This is a genomic window from Bacillus sp. F19 (assembly GCA_023823795.1).
GTDB lineage: Bacteria > Bacillota > Bacilli > Bacillales > Bacillaceae > Bacillus_P.
This window is the reverse complement of sequence record CP085710.1, coordinates 2,756,261-2,773,254: the sequence shown is the minus strand read 5'-3', so window position 1 is coordinate 2,773,254 and position 16,994 is coordinate 2,756,261. Positions and strand designations below refer to the sequence as shown.

The window sequence follows — 16,994 nt, the reverse complement described above, 5'->3', positions numbered from 1 at the left end:
CACTAAACAAAAAATTAAAAAGAGGTATGTATATGATTGAAATACCTTCAAAAATTGATGGCAAGCATTTTGATTTGTATAAACTTGAACAGAAACCACTTGGTTATACAATTGGAGGAAATTAGGATTACGATCATGGTTATTTTGACTACAAAATAGATGATGATATTGGTTATCAATTCTTAAGATTACCATTTCAAGCAATTGATGGTCAATTAGATTCAAGAGAATGCACTGTTGAATTAGGTAAACCGTTTTTACTATCACATAAATACCGGATAGGATTGGATGATCAATCGAATATTGGTAATATCTCAGCTACGTTTAATCAATTTTCTGAACCTGTTGATAAGGATGCAAGCTTCCCAGAAAAATTGATTGATAATGGAAAGTCGATAGTACAAAAGCTTGAAACAACTTTGCTAATGGAATAATGGTGGAATAAATGACGATTGTACGTCTTGGTTATGTTGCTATGAGTATGGAACTAAACAACGCGTCTCCATCGAAAACGATGACTTTTGCCCAATTTCAGAAAATTGATGACCGGGAAGCTGCCATTCGAAAATTGGAGCGTATAGCGCTTTTAAATCTACAAAATACATTAAGGCTATTAAAACATAATGTAGCTTCTGACATTCATTTTTATCGTTTAACCTCCCGTCTTATTCCTTTGGCGAACCATGAAGAGCTTCTCGATTGGAATTATATGAGGCCACTAAAAGGACTGCTGCGTGAGATTGGGGATTTCGCCATAAAACATAATATAAGAATTGACTTTCATCCAGATCACTTTGTCCTTATTAATTCTATGCAGAAACACATTTTGAAAAACTCAATAAATACTTTAAAGCTGCATTATTTATTACTAAAGGCTATGGGGATTGACTCGACTCATCGCTGTGTCATGCATGTAGGTGGTAATTATAAGGATACCGAAAATTCACTTGAACGTTTTGTTGAAAATTGGATGGTCATCCCAAGACCCATTCAAAAAATGATCATGCTTGAAAATGACGATACTTCTTTTACCTTAGAAGATACACTTTACTTATGTGAAAAACTGAATATTCCTCTTGTATTCGATTATCATCATCACCTTGCCCATCATCAAAATGCAAATTGGGAAGTCAACTGGAATAGAGTTGTGCAAACCTGGAGACATTCTCCACTTCCTATAAAAATGCACATTTCAAGTCCAAAAAGTGATAAAGAGTTTCGCCATCATTCAGATTATGTAGACACCGATATGTTTTTCAAATTTCTTAAAGAGATAAAGGGAAGTATTTCACAAATTGACTGTATGATTGAAGCCAAGAGAAAAGATGAGGCACTTTTTAAATTAATGGAAGAAGTCAAAACAAGGGAGGATGTTGATACCATTGATAGCTCTTCTTTTCACTTGAAGTAAATGAAAAGAAGAGCTAAAGGACGGATATAATGATTTGTATGGAAGTCAGACTAATTTGATTTACCTTCATTTTCTATAGTAAGTTCTTGCGGTGGCTCACCATGGATGTTTAAGATACGGACAGTTTCAGGTTGTATTTGAAGAAACACGTAGTTCGGATCTTCAGGGCCGTCAAACCATTTATTAAATGATTCGTCCCAGTATTGTTTTTTCAAAGCTTGCGAATCATTAATGGCAGATGTTCCTAAAATTTCAACATAGGCATCGCTTAGTCCTTTTTCTTCATAACCTAACAGTACAGAAACGGATGGATTTTTTTCTATTTCTTCTATTTTTTCAGTATCCATTTGCGTTGGTGTAAATAATGTTAAGTCATCATTATAAAACGTCATATATCGTGAATGGGGTTTGTTATTTTCAACCGATGAAAGAATACCCTTTCTGTGATCAGAGATAATTTTAACAACCTGCTCCTTTAAATCTTGATCGCTCATTAATTCTACTCCTTTTTTATAAGTTATGTTTAATTTCCCTCTAAATTATTGTAAATAAACTGTGAAAATTTACTAAACTATGCGAAGGATAACCATTACTACTAAGAAAATAATAAATAAAAAAGGAGTGGATGATAATGGCAGTTAACGATGTAGTAAAAACATTAAATAACTTTTTAAAGGGGCAATACATGGGTATCCATGCTTATGAACACCACATACAGAAATTAAAAGATCCTTACTTAAAAAATGAATTTCAAAGAATTCAACAAGATCATAAGAATCATGCCTTAAAAGTTGCAGAAAGAATTCAAAATCTGGGAGGAACCCCAGTGGATGATGAGGGGTTAATTGGTTCAGTCCAAGGCTTTATGGGTCAATTTATGATTCCTGATAATTCGGCTGGAATCATCGAAAGTGTATTAAAGGGAGAAGATTACTATGGGATACAAATATCAGAAGAAATTGTAAAAGGAGATTTAGACCCTGAAAGCCGGCAATTAATTGAAGAGATTTTAGATAAGGACAGAGAGCATGTAAATTTCTTAAATCGATTAGTCCACTAGTATAGAAGGTCATGTCATTTCTTTTTTATTACTTATAAAAATGTAAGACTATATAAAGAAAAGGAATGGTAATGATACATAACAAGGTAGTTAATAGTACTCCTAATGAGGCAAAACAAGTGTCTGCACCATATTTTTGTGAATATAGAGAAATCGTTGGGGCAGAAGGCATCACAGAAACTATTACAGAAATAACAAATATTGGAATAGGTACAGATGAAGCTGCAAAAGGGAGTAATAGTAAAGGAATTAGCAGAAGCTTAGCTACCGCCATTTTCCACAAGTAGATATTTTTCATCAATAAAAAAAGTCTCTCCCTTCATTTGCGATTAAACTTCCTATTTCGATAAATTATGTACATCAAAAGTTATTATGAGCCAAATATAAATCTTTAAACCTTTTCCATAATCATGAAAACATAATTTTAGGAATTAAAGGCAAAATTTTAATAACGAATAATTTAGCCCTAAATAAGAAAAAAGGTGATGGGATGGAACTGAATAACGAAAACAGTAAGTATCGTGCAGGAGATATTGTTTATGTATTTTACCGAAATCCACACACTCAGGATGTAGCAAATATACAGGCAGCAGCAGTTGTAAATAACCCTGAAAATTTGAATGAATTAGCATTGTTTCTGTATGAAACGTATTATCCACTTTCAAATGAAATGGCTGTTTATTCTACAGAAGAAGAGGCCAACCAAGCCTATAATTACTATTATGGGAATGCTGCAGAGGGGATATTGGAATGAATAACCCTTTTACACCAAAGCTTGTATATATCGAACCAAAAGCATTAGATTATCCATTAGGAAGAGAGCTTCAAGAAAAGTTTGAAAAGATGGATGTTGAAATTGGCTATACCACTTCCCATAATCAAGTAAGGAATCTACCTGGTGACAACGATTTTCAAAGATATCGGGTTGCCAAGTCAACACTAGTAGTTGGGATTAGAAAAACACTTAAATTTGACACATCAAAGCCTTCAGCAGAATATGCCATTCCTTTTGCAACAGGCTGTATGGGTCATTGTCATTATTGTTATTTACAAACTACGATGGGAAGCAAGCCATATATCCGCACATATGTAAACGTCGATGAAATTTTGGAAGCTGCCGACAAATACATGGAGGAACGTGCTCCCGAGCTGACAAGGTTTGAAGCATCCTGTACATCCGATATTGTTGGAATTGATCATTTGACACATACCTTAAAACGGGCGATAGAACATTTTGGAGAATCGGAGTATGGAAAATTAAGATTTGTTACGAAATTTCATCATGTAGATCACTTACTTGATGCCAAACATAACGGGAAAACCCGATTTCGATTTAGTGTTAACGCTGATTATGTGATTAAGAACTTTGAGCCAGGGACTTCTCCATTAGAAAAAAGAATTGAGGCTGCAGGAAAAGTAGCAAGAACTGGGTATCCACTTGGATTTATTGTAGCCCCTATTTATCTGCACGAAGGATGGGAGGAAGGATACCGTCAAATGTTTGAGAGGTTGGATGCGGAATTGCCTCAGGAGGCGAAAAAGGATTTAACATTTGAGTTTATTCAACATCGTTTTACAAAGCCAGCAAAGAAAGTAATCGAAAAAAACTATCCCATGACAAAATTAGAATTAGATGAAGAAAAAAGACGGTACAAGTGGGGGAAATATGGTATTGGAAAATACATCTATCAAAAAGAAGAGGAAGAGGACTTGAAATCTCACCTATATCGCTATATGGAAAATTTATTCCCAAATGCAAAATTGGAATATTTCACATGAAGTTTAGATTTTTTCGGACTTAAAGTTAGCATATATACACTTTTGAAGGTAACAATAACGGTGGTGGATAAACACCAAATAACTGCGATGTAGGAGGGATTTTACTATGAATATTCGTGAAGGTCTAATACCAACTGCATTAGGTTCAGCTGTAACGGCTGCAGGTTTCGCAATGAAACAAAATCGCGGGTCAAACAAAATGATTGCAAATACCGTTTTTGGTTTCGGTTTAGCACACGTAGTATTAGGCGTAATTGACCTTGTAGAGCATCGTCGTTAGAGTAAGAAGGCAGAGCAGTGTTATATGCTTGCCTTCTAATCCTTATGAGGTAAAATATTTTAAATTTTTGGAGGTAAAAGTAATTGTCAAATAAACAATCTAGTATTAGTGAGAAACAGAAGGGTAAATATGGTTCTGGTGCAAAAATAAAATTAAAAGAATAAAGCTCATATATTCCTAACGGAATCGAATCTTATGCTGCAAGTCCGAACAATTGATGGATGAATGCTTGCTGATTTTGGACAGACTGATCCTGTATATCAATCTGTTCTTTTTTGATCATATGCATGGCTTCTATTCCAGAAAGAAGGGATGTAGCTGTGTCAAAGGATTTGAATCCTAACATAGGAAGGGCTCGTTTCTTAATAAACCGATGATCCTGTTCCACGATGTTGTTCAGATATTTGATTTGTCTTATTTGGATGCCTTCCGGCATCTTCTTTTCTTCTATTAGCTCATCAATGGCTGCTGGATAAGCCGGATTCTTATCTACAGTAATGACACGAGGAATGGATACATGTGAAGAAGCCAAGGCTTTTTTGAAAAAGTGCTTGGCTGATTTGGTATTTCTATTTTCACTTAAGTAAAAATCAATGGTATTACCTTTGGAATCGACTGCACGATACAAATACATCCATTGACCTTTTACTTTTATGTATGTTTCATCTACTCTCCACGAGTCATTGGTCTGCTTAAGGTGACACCGAATTCTCTTATCCAACTCAGGACTATATTGATGAACCCAGCGCATAATCGTTGTGTGAACTATCGATAGACCTCGCTCTTCCATCATTTCCACTAAATCCCGAAAGCTTAATTTGTACCGTAGGTACCATCTCACTGTAAGAAGGATAATCTCAGGCTGATACTGTTTCCATTTGAATGCATTTTGGTTGTCCATACTGATCATGCTCCTTTTTTAGAGTAATAGTATCAGTATATCTCAGTTTTATAGATTTCTTGCACCAGAACCGTATTACAATATTAAAGTGTTATCAGTATCTACTTTTGGATTTCATTACCAGTTTATTAATTTTTAGTTAGATAAAAATAATAAATGGAATCTTAACTAGTTGGCGAATAGGAGAAGAGTAATGGACTGGAATACTTTTTGGAATGGTGGAACTTCTTTAAATCCATTGGAAATTTGTTTAAGAGTAACCATGCTTTATTTTTTAATATTGTCTATGACAAGGTTAATGGGTCCCCGTCAAGTTGGAATTGTTTCAGCTTTTAATTTTATTACCCATGCGGGGATGGCTCATGTGGCTACTGCTCGTATGGTTAACCCCGAATCTTCACTTGCTGCTGCTCTCCTTATTATTATAGTAGCTTATTCTTTAAGCCTACTTCTTTCTTGGATTGATTTTAAATTTCCTTCTTTGGTGGGAACAAGTCCTTTCTCTTTAGTGAAAAATGGACAACCTTCTTGGTCAAACTTAAAAAAGGCTCATATTACAATTGATGATTTGTTAGCTCAACTACGGCTAAAAAAAGTACATAACTTATCAGATGTAGCAGAAGCGATCTTAGAGCCGATGGGAGAATTAAGTATCATAAAGAATCCTGAATCTTCTCCTATAACAAGAAGTCTGTTGAATCTTCCCCAAATACCAATGGGTATGTCAACAATTCTCATCTATGACGGAAAGGTTAAGAGAGAAGAACTGAACGCATTTGGATTTCAAGAAAATTGGTTAGAAGCTGAAATTTCCAAGAAAGGATATTCGATTCCTCAAGTGATGTTGGCAACGTTAGAATCAACAGGAAATATCCATGTGAGTGTGAAAGCAACATGAATCAATTACTGGACTTTTTTAAGCTAACAGAAAAACTAAGCACTGCGGGGTTCGCTGTTCGAGCAGTAGTATCGGTTATATTAATTTATTTTATGAGCCGATTTCTCATGAAACGGGCTGCTGGACAATTTACCGCATTTGATTTTACATTTCTATGGATGCTGGGGGCATTAGCTGTTGCTCCTGTACTCGATGGAAAAATTTTGTTTACAACAACGATCCTCGCAACTGCAACTCTTTATTTTTGGCACTTTGCTCTTTCTTGGTTATCCGTTCAAAATCATGCTTTTGCAGCACTTCTTACTAGAAAACCAACCGTTTTGATTGAAAAAGGAAAAATGAATGAAGTAAATATGCGTCGTTCATTTTTTAGTACCGATTTACTGCTTTCAGAAATGAGATTATCGGATGCGCCTGATTTAACTGAAGTGGATCAAGTCATTCTGGAGACCAGCGGACATTTGAGTGTGATAAAAAAATCGGGACACATTCCACCTACTCCAGTTGATTTTCAAATTCCTATACCTTCTGGTGGTCTGCCGAAAGTTCTCGTCAATAATGGGAAAGTCATGTATGACAATTTGAAATCGTTAAATTATAAGGAAGAATGGTTACAAGAGCAACTTAATAAACTTGGGATTATAAATATAGAAGATGTGTATTTAGCAACGATCAGTCCAAACGGAGAATTCTATTATTCTGTAAAAAGCAGCTCATAAAATGGAGGGGAGAAAATATATGCTATCCGAAAAAGAAATTATGAATAATGCCTTTAAAGATGTACTTTTCCATGAAGAAGTGTTGGCAAAGAAATATGCTGAACTTCAAAAAGAAGTTACTGATCCTCAAATACAGAAAATGTTTCAGGGATTGGAAATGGCAGCCCGAACGCGTTATAACGTTCTTTCACAAAAAATGAAAGGATTAGGAATTGTATAAAAAGGAGAGATGCAAGTATGAATAAATTAGACAAGCTTCATGATATAGTTGAAACAGAAATAGCAGACCAAATGTTATATAACAAATATATGCTTCAGATTACAAATTCTGAAGTCAGACAGCTGTTCACCCAACTAAGGGATGAACATATGCAACATGTTACACAGCTCCAACAACAGATACAGCAGCTAAAGAAGAACCCAAATAATTTAAATTGAAAATTAAGATTTTAGATACTCCATTTGAGGTGCATTTTTAAAATTTAAAGCTAAATTGACACATGAATTGACAATTAAAATATCTCATAATAACACAAAAAAACTCGCCGATCACGGCGAGTTTTTAATGCAGGCAGGAAATAATATAGCCTTTTTTCAACAAAAGCATCTGATTGTTTAATTACGGTTGCTCTACATATTTTTGCTTTCCTGAAGAAGTTTGGATTCTCCAGTACGTTCCCATTCTTCCACTGTTTCATATGCTTTTTCAGGAGAATATCCCTTGCCTACAAGAACTCCCATTAGAATAAACTCTTGAAGAATGTGTGTCATATTAATTCCTCTTTTAACGTCCTCCAAGCCTTCTTTTACCAAAAACTCGGTATGTCTTACCTATTCATCTGGAGTCTTTCCGAAAATTACTGTTTTCCCATTTCCATTACCCAAACCTTCTTCCTTCCATAGCCATTGCATCTGCCTTAGTCTTATGAACAGTACCAAATGGATGGTTTGGTGGGGCATATATTGAGTATAGTTTCAACGGAACATTTCCTGTATTTGTGATATTGTGCCACATTCCAGCGGGTATCATAATAGCAGAGTCATCGAAGATTCTCCATTGGAAACTTAAATTATCTTTACTTTTGCCCATTTGTACAATCCCCTGACCTTGTTCAACACGTAAGAATTGATCCACATCAGGGTGCATTTCCAATCCGATATCTTCACCAACATTGAGACTCATTAATGTGACTTGCAAATGATTTCCTGTCCAAAGTGCAGTACGATACGTGTTGTTTTGTTTGGTGGCCTCATTGATATTTATAACAAATGGGTTTGCTCCATAATCTTTTAATACGTTTCTGCTATCACCATAAAAAGACCGATAAGAACTAAATGCCAACTCATTAGGAAGAGCCCAATAACCAGTAGGATTTCCGTAAGTATGCGTTGGTACATTTGCATAATAAGGATATTGATACGTATAGGGCACATAGTACATTTTCCTCAATCCCTTCATATTATTTATTATTAATAAATTATCTTATGTACGGTAGAAGAGGAATGTACTTATTAATGTTAAATGACCACTTCGAGTATCCAAGGTACATTTCGATTCCTTTTATATACTCTATTACGAGAATAATTTGGAATTAGGAGCACGATGAGCCACAACAACTGCTCAGCAGCAGGAAAATAATTTAAGAGGTGAAAATACAATCAATGTATGCGAAAAATTTTTACTCCCATAATCAACCCCCTTATCATAATTTGCAACAATCATTGGAAAGACAAAATGCTAACGACTATGGAGCCAAAGGGGCTTTGAATGCCCCAACATTAACCTTACCTCAGATGCTAACTTATGCTTTACAAGACGAATTTCTTGCTCAGGCTAGGTATAATAATATTCTTTTAAACTTTGGTTATAATCGTACATTTGCCCGAATCCAAGAAGCTGAATTAAGGCATATTAGTGCGTTACTTCCTCTTTTTGAACGATATCAAGTACCTATTCCAGAAGATATTTCAAGGATGTTTGTTACTACCCCAGAAACAATAAAAAACGCTTTTGCTTTTGAGTACAAGGTGAGATAGAGAATATAAGTATGTATAATAAATTTCTTTCTTTAAATCTTCCAACGGATGTAAGAACAGTATTTACACAGTTAAGAAATGCATCATTGAACCATTTGGATGCATTCGAAAGAGGCCTAGCCCGAAATTATGTTTGGAAAAATAGTCTCCTTTGTGAGCCTAAAGGAAATTTTTCGATGAAATTCATATGAAGTGGATAACCTTGAGGGTTATCCATAATTATTTTAATGAAATAAATTGATTACACATTCCTTTTTCCACTATATAGCCCCGACCATTAGAGGTCTGGATTGTAACGATTGTACTTAAACGGGTGAGCGATCTTCAGCAATCGGGCGCTATTCTTCGATAAGACAACATAAATGATCTTCAACAATCGGGGGCTTATGTTGAAGAAGGTAAGCCACTTTCATATGAATTAGATAATATGATTTTGAATCAATAGGTCTAGCTTATATGCCCAGTAAAGGGGATGTATATTATTTTAAACAATTTTCAAATCATTGAAGTGTCAAAGGATAAAGTAGGTAACTACATTAAAATGGAAGTTCAGCTTCAAGACGGAACTTCCGTAATTCGATGGGGAATAGATGATTTTAGTTATAAAGGAATTAAAGAAAAAGTGACAAGGAATTATTTTGATTCACTCGAAGTTAAGTACCATTATGAAATTGTCCCATATGCAATCACCTATCAAGAAAAAGCTAATAGCCAGCCTATTTATAAAGGAGTACTTAGATGTATACAAGGGAATCGAGAGGGTAGGATTGAGTTCCTTTGTTCCGAAAGATTTGCTGGTAATTTGGAATGGTTCAGGAGAGAAGTTCTAAAGGTAGATGATATAAGGCATTTATTTTGGGAGAATTTTTTAGAGACTTAATTTTCTTATGCAGCAATCGGGGGCAATTGCAGCACAATGCGATAGCTCCTTTTGTAGAGGTTTAAACGTTCAAAGAATAAATTTAGATTGGAAGGTTTTATGCAGAGAGAATATACACATACGTATACATATTGCCTTCAATGAGGACATTATTGAGTTTTGCTATTTGACAGGAACTACAATCAATTTTGATACGTACATTTATCCAACTACAATTGGTGATCGATTTTATGATATTGTCCATAGAATTAAGAATATGATTAATGGCCTGAAAGCAAGGTAAGTGTTATTCAACAATCGGGCCAGATCGTATTATGAGGTTAGCCAGTTATATTTCTGGTTGACCTATTTTTTTTAGGTACTATTCTTGAAGTAGCCGGGGTAGAACGTTCGGGCCAGTGGGACTAGATCCCGTCCACAAAACTGTTCACCCTCTACTTGTAGAAACATGTGTGAGGCTGGTTGGGACATAGATCTCGTATAACAAGCGAAGAAATGATACTACAAGGGTGTTTAGAGGTACCGGCAATGATGAAGTAGAGAGGGAGTGTTTAGAGCATGGATCCAGTTATAGGTCTGGACATTGCAAAAGAAGAGAGTCAGGTTCAAGCCTTTTTACAAAGGAAACATCCTTTCAAAAAGAGTTTCAAATTTGAACATCATTTAGATGGATTGAATGTATTTTACAAGTTTTATAAAGAAGTAGAAGCCGAGGCAGACAAACCTCCAATTGTAATCTTTGAGTCTACAGGTCATTATCATGAACCAGTAGTGCAATTTTTAGAAAGGGAAGAAATCGTCTATATCATGGTTAATCCTATTGTTTCTCATGGTGCAAAAAAGTCGAGTATGAGAAAGGTGAAAACAGACGCAATTGATGCTTCCCATCTATGTGAACTGTACTATAAAGAGGATCTAGAGCCTTATCATAAGAAAAGTGTTCAGGTTTTGAACCTACGCAATTTGACAAGGCAACACGACGCGATAACAAGCTCCTATGTGCAAATGAAGCTACAATTTCAAGCTAATTTAGACCAGGTATTTCCAGAGTACAAGAAGGTATTCGGGGATACGTATTCTAGGGTATCGTTGAAAACTTTATTATTATATCCTACTTCAGAAAAGGTATTAAATGAGGAGCATAAGCACTTAGCTGAAACGATCAAAGAACTTTGTCCAACTAGGTCTTATAACTGGGCAATAAAGAAAGCTGAAGAATTAAAGGGAGCAGCATCTAGAGACCCATTTCAACAGAATCTCTATCAGAGTAATCTAATCAGTCTGAAAATGTATATTCAAATTCTATTGGAATACCAAGAGCATCTATCCAAGTTAAAAGAAGAGATAGATACTCTGGCAAAAGACATGGAAGACTACCATATTATTCGTTCTATTCCCGGTATAGGAGATAAGATTGCGGCAACAATCATCTCTGAAATTGGGGAGATAGATCGCTTTATACACCCGAAAAAACTTGTAGCCTTCGCAGGCATTGATCCAAGAGTTCACGAATCGGGGAAATTTAAAGCGACATATAACCGAATAACAAAAAGAGGTTCAAGTAGGCTTCGTCAGGTTCTTTACAGTGCGGTATTATGCGGTTTAAGAAAATCTCGAAATGGTAAGCTAATAGAGTTTTATCAGAGAAAACGAGAAGAAGGTAAACCTCATAAAGTCGTCATGATAGCTTGTGCTAATAAGCTCATTCAATGGATTTTCTACATTTTGAAACGTAAAGAGGCTTTTAGGTAAATAAACAATAAAATACTATAGAACCAAGACCTTCCAACGAGTTTGAGAAGGCTATTTGGTATGTCTAAAATTATTATATCACGGAAATTAGTTCATTTTTTAATAAGTTCTTGACCTCCTAGTAGCTGGTATTGTGGAATAAGAAATGCAGAGAGTCCAGAATTAATATCTCTTTCCTCTTAGTTTGATTGTATGGGACTTAATTTTATTGCGGTAAAAATTTAGGGAACTCCAGTTAGTTTAGAACTTTCCTTAACCTACCGGCTAGTTATAAGGGGTTTACCGTTTTCTAATTGACTTAAGTACCTGTAGAAACACCAAACTCTTTAGCAAGTTCTTTATTATTCATACCTTTTCTGCATCGTAAGTCCCTTATCTGCTGTCCAAGCCTTTCTTTCATGTACTTCACTCCAATGAATGCATTTAGTATAGTGAACAACAATAAGTAGTAATGAGTTACTTTAATCATCAAGATAAAGAATAAACTGAAAAATTCAAATAAATTACTTGCATTTTGCAAATAATAAGTGTATAACTATCTTATGAGGTGAATTTACATGGAAAACACACGCGAATTATTTCAAATCATGACCAGACGCTTTGGTTTACTTAATAAAAACTGCTGTACAGCAGGAGGAATTGATATTTCATTAATACAGAGCCATATCCTTTATGAAATCGACCATATGCATCAACCTTCTATTCAACAAGTAGCAGATGCATTGGGGACGGATATTACGACATTCAGCAGACAAATCCAATCATTAATTAAGATGAACTTAGTCAAAAAAACGACTCATCCTGATGATAGAAGAGTTTACGTTCTTTCTTTAACTACTGAAGGTAAGTATATTGCAACAACGATTGATCATCAGATGAATGCTTATTTAAATGAAGTTTTCTCTCATATGAACGAATTTGAAAAAGAAACAGTCATACGCTCCATTAAGCTGTTGAATGACTCCATGGCAAAATCCAGCGTTTGCTGCACACCGCCATTGGGGTAATTCTTTTTAATCAATACTTGCAAAATGCAAATAAATTTATAGGAGGGATTTAAGTTGAAAGGAATATTGGATTCCGTTGTAATCGGAGGAGGGCAAGCAGGCCTTGCATCCGGACATCATTTACAAAAGAAAGGGCTACACTTTCTGATTTTAGAAGCGAGTGAGCAGGCAACGGGCTCTTGGCCTAATTATTATGACAGTCTGAAATTGTTTTCTCCAGCACGTTTTTCTTCGTTACCTGGCATGCAATTCCCGGGACCCCCTGATCATTATCCGTCTAGAGATGAAGTGATTCATTACTTGCAAGATTACATGAAAGAATTTCAGTTGCCGGTCATTACAAATCAGCGAGTTGAGTCTGTAGAGAAAGACGGTGAAGTGTTTAGAATTCGAACGATCTCTGGGGATACATTTCAGACCAGAACCATCATCAATGCAACCGGTTCTTTTCACAGTCCATTTATCCCTGTAATAAAGGGACAACAGACATTCAAGGGTCATGTCCTACATTCTTCAACATATCGGAATCCGGAACCTTTTATTGATCAAAGGGTTGTGGTTGTGGGGCGTAGGAATTCCGCCGTTCAAATTGCAATTGAACTGGGTGAATTAAGCCGAACGTCTTTAGCTGTACGGCAGCCCGTTCAACTCGTGAAACAACGGGTATTAGGGCAAGATTTACATTTTTGGATTAGGGTTATCGGCTTAGACACCTTCCCATTTTGGAGATTTGGCAAAAAGGCGCCAAGTCCAGATGCGGCCGCAGATTTAGGTGAATACAAGTCACGACTAGCTGAGGGAAAGCCGGATCAACTGCCCATGTTTAAATCCTTTTACACTGATGGTGTGATCTGGTCGGACGGAAAGATGGAGCCAGTGGATACGGTCATCTTTGCAACTGGGTATCGTCTCAATCTTTCCTACCTTAACCCTATTGGGGCGTTGGACTCCGAAGGGAATCCATTACAGGTAGCAGGCGTAAGTACGTCGGTCCCCGGTATTTACTATGTCGGTTTGAAGGTCAGCGTTCCTTTTCTTCCGCTACTTTAAGGGGGGTGGGAGGAGACGCTAAGTATGTTTTGCAAAAGCTTTTGAAACATCTGAATAAGTGATTTCAACAACGTTTATTTGTATTTTTTTCATCAATATCAATTTTCTTTGATTTTATTCTAAATACAAAATTATGAGGAGGATTATTATGAACGAATTAAATATATCAAATGGGTGCTGTGCCCCAACAGCTCAAAATGCACCAACAAATTCTGAGGTTACTCAAGAAACAAACAAGTTGCCTGTTGCGATTATAGGCGGTGGACCTGTAGGTCTTGCAGCCGCAGCCCATCTAGAAAGCAGAGGAGAATCCTTTTTCCTATTAGAAGCTGGCAATCAAGTAGGGGCAAATATATTATCATGGGGACATGTGCGGTTATTTTCACCATGGCGATATAACATTGATAAAGCTGCGTCAGCCTTACTCGAAAAGCATGACTGGACTCAACCGGATTTAGAAGCTTTGCCAACAGGAAAAGAACTCGTTGAAGAATATTTGCATTCTCTTTCCAACCTTCCTGAAATTAAACCGTTTTTACATCTAAATACAAAGGTTTTGTCCATTGGGAAAAAAGATACCGATAAAATGAAAACGGCGAATCGTGATCATGTGCCGTTTATCATTTACGCAGAAATAAATGGCGAGTTTAAGACGTTTGAAGCGAGAGCTGTGTTAGATGCTACTGGTACATGGGGAAATCCAAATCCATCAAATTCAAATGGAATATGGCTTAAAGAGGAAAAAACTCTTAAAAATCAAATCTTTTACGGAATACCTGACATTTTAGGAAAAGAAAAAGAACGCTATGCCAATAAACGGGTGTCAGTTGTAGGCGGCGGTCATTCAGCAATTAATGCATTATTGGATCTGGCAAAACTGAAAGAATCCTACCCGGAAACGGAGATCATTTGGATAATGAGAAGACAGAATGTTCAAGATGCATATGGCGGTGAAGAAAAAGATGCTCTTGCTGCCAGAGGAGCCCTAGGCAGCCGCATCCATCAGCTGGTTGATGCAAACCTGATTACCGTTGAAACTCCTTTTCTTATTCAGTTCCTTAAAAAATCTGACAAAGGAATGGACATTGTAGGTACCCAACATGGAAAACAGCGATCACTCTCTGAAATAAATCAATTGATTGTTAACGCAGGCAGCCGTCCAGATCTTGCTATGATCAGTGAAATTCGGACATCCATTGATTCTGCTACCGAAAGTGTTGAAGCGTTATCACCACTGATTGATCCGAATCTCCACAGCTGCGGAACAGTTCGTCCGCATGGGGAAAAGGAACTTCGTCAGCCGGAAAAGAATTTTTATATTGTGGGTGCAAAAAGTTATGGACGTGCTCCTACCTTCCTGATGGCAACAGGTTATGAACAAGTTCGGTCTGTAGTTGCATCCCTTAGCGGTGACCATGATGCAGCTGAAAAAGTGGAATTAGACCTCCCTGAAACTGGTGTTTGCAGTGTTAATATTAAATCCACATCCTCATGTGACGAAACTAGTTCTTGCTGTTAAAACATGCAGAAAGGGAGATCTAACTATTCTCCCTTTCTGGAATATAATTTAGAAAGAAGTGTGGTGAAATATGGTCATTAATCATGCAGGAGCGTTGAGAAAAGAATATTTTATTGCCTATATGAAGCTGATTATGAATGCGTTCGAATGTCCGATTGAACAGGCTCGTGACCTAACGTTTGAACGCTTGTTTCGATTAAAAGAAGATTATTTAGGCAAAGAAAGCTATCAGCAATTTCTTCAGGCATATGAAGAAATAAAACAATGAATTTACCTTAAGAAGAGAGGTTAAATCTTCATATTTGAAAGAAGGCGATATGCTGCATGCAGGATTCAATAAGCAAATCCCGTAATTCAAACGTCATTGTGATTGTCGCAATCATTACTGCATTAAGTTTATTGGGAGATTCCATGCTATATATTGCCTTGCCAATTTTCTGGAGAGAAGCTGGATTGGATTCCATTTGGCAAGTAGGAATTCTTCTTTCCATCAATCGGTTGATTCGATTGCCCTTTAACCCCATTGTGGGATGGATTTATAAAAAGATCTCATTACGGACAGGACTAATCATTGCTATTTTGATAGGAGCTTTTACCACATTAGGGTATGGATTATTTAAAGGGTTTATTGCCTGGATTATTTTACGTGGGATATGGGGTATTGCCTGGTCTTTTTTCCGAATTGGTGGACTTTCTAGTGTGGCTTATTATGCGGATGAGAACCGTCGCGGTGAAGCAATGGGTATATACAATGGCATATATCGTTTAGGCAGTTTAATTGGAATGCTGCTTGGGGGAATCCTTGTACCCATTGTAGGTTTACAATCCGTTTCCATTTTATTTGGCTGTCTTACTCTAATAGGTCTGCCATTCATTTTTTATACCTTTGGTACAGGATTTAGTACACAGGTTGAAAAGAAGCCTAGAGCACAATCCACTTTTCATTTGTCATTTGCTCATAAACAAAAGAATCTCCTTATTGTAAGTGGATTTTTAACCACTATGTTATTCCAAGGTGTCCTTACTTCTACTTTAAGTTCTCTCATCGAACGTAATTATGGTCAGCATATCAATCTATTCGGTCTCATTATTAGCGTGACTTTTTTATCTGGTCTCATACAATCTGCTAGGTGGATGTGGGAACCTTTCTTAGGCAGAAGATTTGGAATCTGGTCGGATGGACCAAATGGAAGAGTCCCTATTTTCGTCTTTTCACTCATTATTACTGGGGTGACATTTGGGATAATCTCGATTGAATTACCGTTAATTGGATGGATCTTAATTACGTTGTTGGTGATGATCGGTGCGATAGCTATTTCTACAGTAACTGATGCCATAGCGATTGATGTTGCAAGGACTGCAAATGTTGTTTCTTTTCTTACTCTATACTCAATTGTTCAAGATGTTGGGGCGGCATTAGGCCCGTTTATTAGTTACATGTTAATTGAAATTGAAAATGGCTTTACATATCTCTATTGGGGTGGGGCAGGAATCTTTATTGTGTTAGCCTCATTTTGGATGATCCTTTATTTTCAAGAAAAGGCTTCAGCCTTGAATCCTATAGAATCAAGAAACTCAATATCTAAATAAGTTCCAGTTGTGTTGAAGTAATATTAAATGAATTACATAGAAAGAAGCTTGAGGGATATTTCCCTCAGGCTTTAAATTTTGTAAGCATCTTTTACTTACGCCACTTGTTAG

20 protein-coding genes and 3 pseudogenes are annotated in these 16,994 nt (G+C 36.4%); 19 read left to right on the top strand and 4 right to left on the bottom strand.

What is annotated here, in order from left to right:
• Window positions 1-32: 32 nt before the first annotated feature.
• Window positions 33-434: pseudogene (locus LIT25_14170) on the top strand (YugN-like family protein).
• An 11-nt stretch (window positions 435-445) separates the two neighbouring features.
• Window positions 446-1,411, top strand: a complete 966-nt coding sequence (uvsE, locus tag LIT25_14165) for a UV DNA damage repair endonuclease UvsE (protein ID USK31806.1) — start codon at window positions 446-448, stop codon at window positions 1,409-1,411.
• A gap of 50 nt (window positions 1,412-1,461) precedes the next feature.
• Here uvsE and LIT25_14160 read toward each other — a convergent pair whose 3' ends face one another.
• The gene (locus LIT25_14160) at window positions 1,462-1,905 is read right to left on the bottom strand and encodes a pyridoxamine 5'-phosphate oxidase family protein (protein ID USK31805.1); all 444 of its coding nucleotides are present in this window, start codon (window positions 1,903-1,905) and stop codon (window positions 1,462-1,464) included.
• Window positions 1,906-2,042: 137 nt separating this feature from the next.
• On the opposite strand from LIT25_14160, the gene LIT25_14155 reads away from it, so the two are divergent.
• The 5 genes from LIT25_14155 to LIT25_14135 all read left to right on the top strand — a co-directional run bounded on the left by LIT25_14155 (window position 2,043) and on the right by LIT25_14135 (window position 4,530).
• Complete coding sequence (locus tag LIT25_14155; protein ID USK31804.1) at window positions 2,043-2,471, top strand: ferritin-like domain-containing protein; 429 nt, start codon at window positions 2,043-2,045, stop codon at window positions 2,469-2,471.
• A gap of 71 nt (window positions 2,472-2,542) precedes the next feature.
• Window positions 2,543-2,758 carry a hypothetical protein gene (locus LIT25_14150; protein ID USK31803.1) on the top strand — a complete coding sequence of 72 codons (216 nt, stop codon included), beginning with the start codon at window positions 2,543-2,545 and terminating at the stop codon, window positions 2,756-2,758.
• A gap of 203 nt (window positions 2,759-2,961) precedes the next feature.
• Window positions 2,962-3,225, top strand: a complete 264-nt coding sequence (locus LIT25_14145; GenBank protein ID USK31802.1) for a transcriptional regulator SplA — start codon at window positions 2,962-2,964, stop codon at window positions 3,223-3,225.
• The gene (gene splB / locus LIT25_14140; GenBank protein USK31801.1) at window positions 3,222-4,250 is read left to right on the top strand and encodes a spore photoproduct lyase; all 1,029 of its coding nucleotides are present in this window, start codon (window positions 3,222-3,224) and stop codon (window positions 4,248-4,250) included. Before LIT25_14145 ends, splB begins: the two co-directional genes overlap by 4 nt.
• A gap of 106 nt (window positions 4,251-4,356) precedes the next feature.
• Complete coding sequence (locus LIT25_14135; GenBank protein USK31800.1) at window positions 4,357-4,530, top strand: asparagine synthase; 174 nt, start codon at window positions 4,357-4,359, stop codon at window positions 4,528-4,530.
• Window positions 4,531-4,723: 193 nt separating this feature from the next.
• Here LIT25_14135 and LIT25_14130 read toward each other — a convergent pair whose 3' ends face one another.
• Window positions 4,724-5,431: an IS6 family transposase gene (locus tag LIT25_14130; protein ID USK31799.1), complete on the bottom strand. Its 708-nt coding sequence runs from the start codon at window positions 5,429-5,431 to the stop codon at window positions 4,724-4,726.
• Window positions 5,432-5,624: 193 nt separating this feature from the next.
• Between LIT25_14130 and LIT25_14125 the strand changes: the two genes are divergently transcribed.
• The 4 genes from LIT25_14125 to LIT25_14110 are packed head-to-tail and all read left to right on the top strand — an operon-like array spanning window position 5,625 to window position 7,486.
• Window positions 5,625-6,329, top strand: coding sequence for a DUF421 domain-containing protein (locus LIT25_14125; protein ID USK31798.1), 705 nt, complete (start codon window positions 5,625-5,627; stop codon window positions 6,327-6,329).
• Window positions 6,326-7,048, top strand: coding sequence for a DUF421 domain-containing protein (locus LIT25_14120; protein USK31797.1), 723 nt, complete (start codon window positions 6,326-6,328; stop codon window positions 7,046-7,048). Before LIT25_14125 ends, LIT25_14120 begins: the two co-directional genes overlap by 4 nt.
• A gap of 19 nt (window positions 7,049-7,067) precedes the next feature.
• Entirely contained in the window at window positions 7,068-7,268 is a 201-nt protein-coding gene (locus tag LIT25_14115) for a hypothetical protein (protein USK31796.1), read from the top strand.
• A gap of 17 nt (window positions 7,269-7,285) precedes the next feature.
• A complete protein-coding gene (locus LIT25_14110; GenBank protein ID USK31795.1) occupies window positions 7,286-7,486 on the top strand; it encodes a ferritin-like domain-containing protein in 201 nt (66 codons plus the stop codon).
• A 192-nt stretch (window positions 7,487-7,678) separates the two neighbouring features.
• Here the strand turns inward: LIT25_14110 and LIT25_14105 are convergent, their stop codons facing one another.
• Window positions 7,679-7,819 carry a hypothetical protein gene (locus LIT25_14105; GenBank protein USK31794.1) on the bottom strand — a complete coding sequence of 47 codons (141 nt, stop codon included), beginning with the start codon at window positions 7,817-7,819 and terminating at the stop codon, window positions 7,679-7,681.
• Window positions 7,820-7,925: 106 nt separating this feature from the next.
• On the bottom strand, window positions 7,926-8,489 hold the full coding sequence (locus LIT25_14100) for a cupin domain-containing protein (GenBank protein USK31793.1): 564 nt from the start codon (window positions 8,487-8,489) through the stop codon (window positions 7,926-7,928).
• A gap of 302 nt (window positions 8,490-8,791) precedes the next feature.
• Between LIT25_14100 and LIT25_14095 the strand changes: the two are divergent.
• From LIT25_14095 to LIT25_14060, 8 genes and pseudogenes are all read left to right on the top strand, one after another.
• Window positions 8,792-9,210, top strand: a pseudogene (locus LIT25_14095) (rubrerythrin family protein).
• Window positions 9,211-9,557: 347 nt separating this feature from the next.
• Window positions 9,558-9,965: a hypothetical protein gene (locus LIT25_14090; protein ID USK31792.1), complete on the top strand. Its 408-nt coding sequence runs from the start codon at window positions 9,558-9,560 to the stop codon at window positions 9,963-9,965.
• Window positions 9,966-10,523: 558 nt separating this feature from the next.
• Complete coding sequence (locus LIT25_14085) at window positions 10,524-11,717, top strand: IS110 family transposase (GenBank protein USK31791.1); 1,194 nt, start codon at window positions 10,524-10,526, stop codon at window positions 11,715-11,717.
• A 557-nt stretch (window positions 11,718-12,274) separates the two neighbouring features.
• Window positions 12,275-12,724, top strand: coding sequence for a MarR family winged helix-turn-helix transcriptional regulator (locus LIT25_14080; protein ID USK31790.1), 450 nt, complete (start codon window positions 12,275-12,277; stop codon window positions 12,722-12,724).
• Between the two features lie 54 nt (window positions 12,725-12,778).
• Window positions 12,779-13,836, top strand: a pseudogene (locus LIT25_14075) (NAD(P)-binding domain-containing protein).
• An 86-nt stretch (window positions 13,837-13,922) separates the two neighbouring features.
• Entirely contained in the window at window positions 13,923-15,293 is a 1,371-nt protein-coding gene (locus tag LIT25_14070; protein USK31789.1) for an NAD(P)-binding domain-containing protein, read from the top strand.
• Window positions 15,294-15,363: 70 nt separating this feature from the next.
• Entirely contained in the window at window positions 15,364-15,561 is a 198-nt protein-coding gene (locus LIT25_14065) for a hypothetical protein (GenBank protein USK31788.1), read from the top strand.
• A gap of 56 nt (window positions 15,562-15,617) precedes the next feature.
• On the top strand, window positions 15,618-16,883 hold the full coding sequence (locus LIT25_14060; protein ID USK31787.1) for an MFS transporter: 1,266 nt from the start codon (window positions 15,618-15,620) through the stop codon (window positions 16,881-16,883).
• Window positions 16,884-16,994 lie beyond the last annotated feature (111 nt).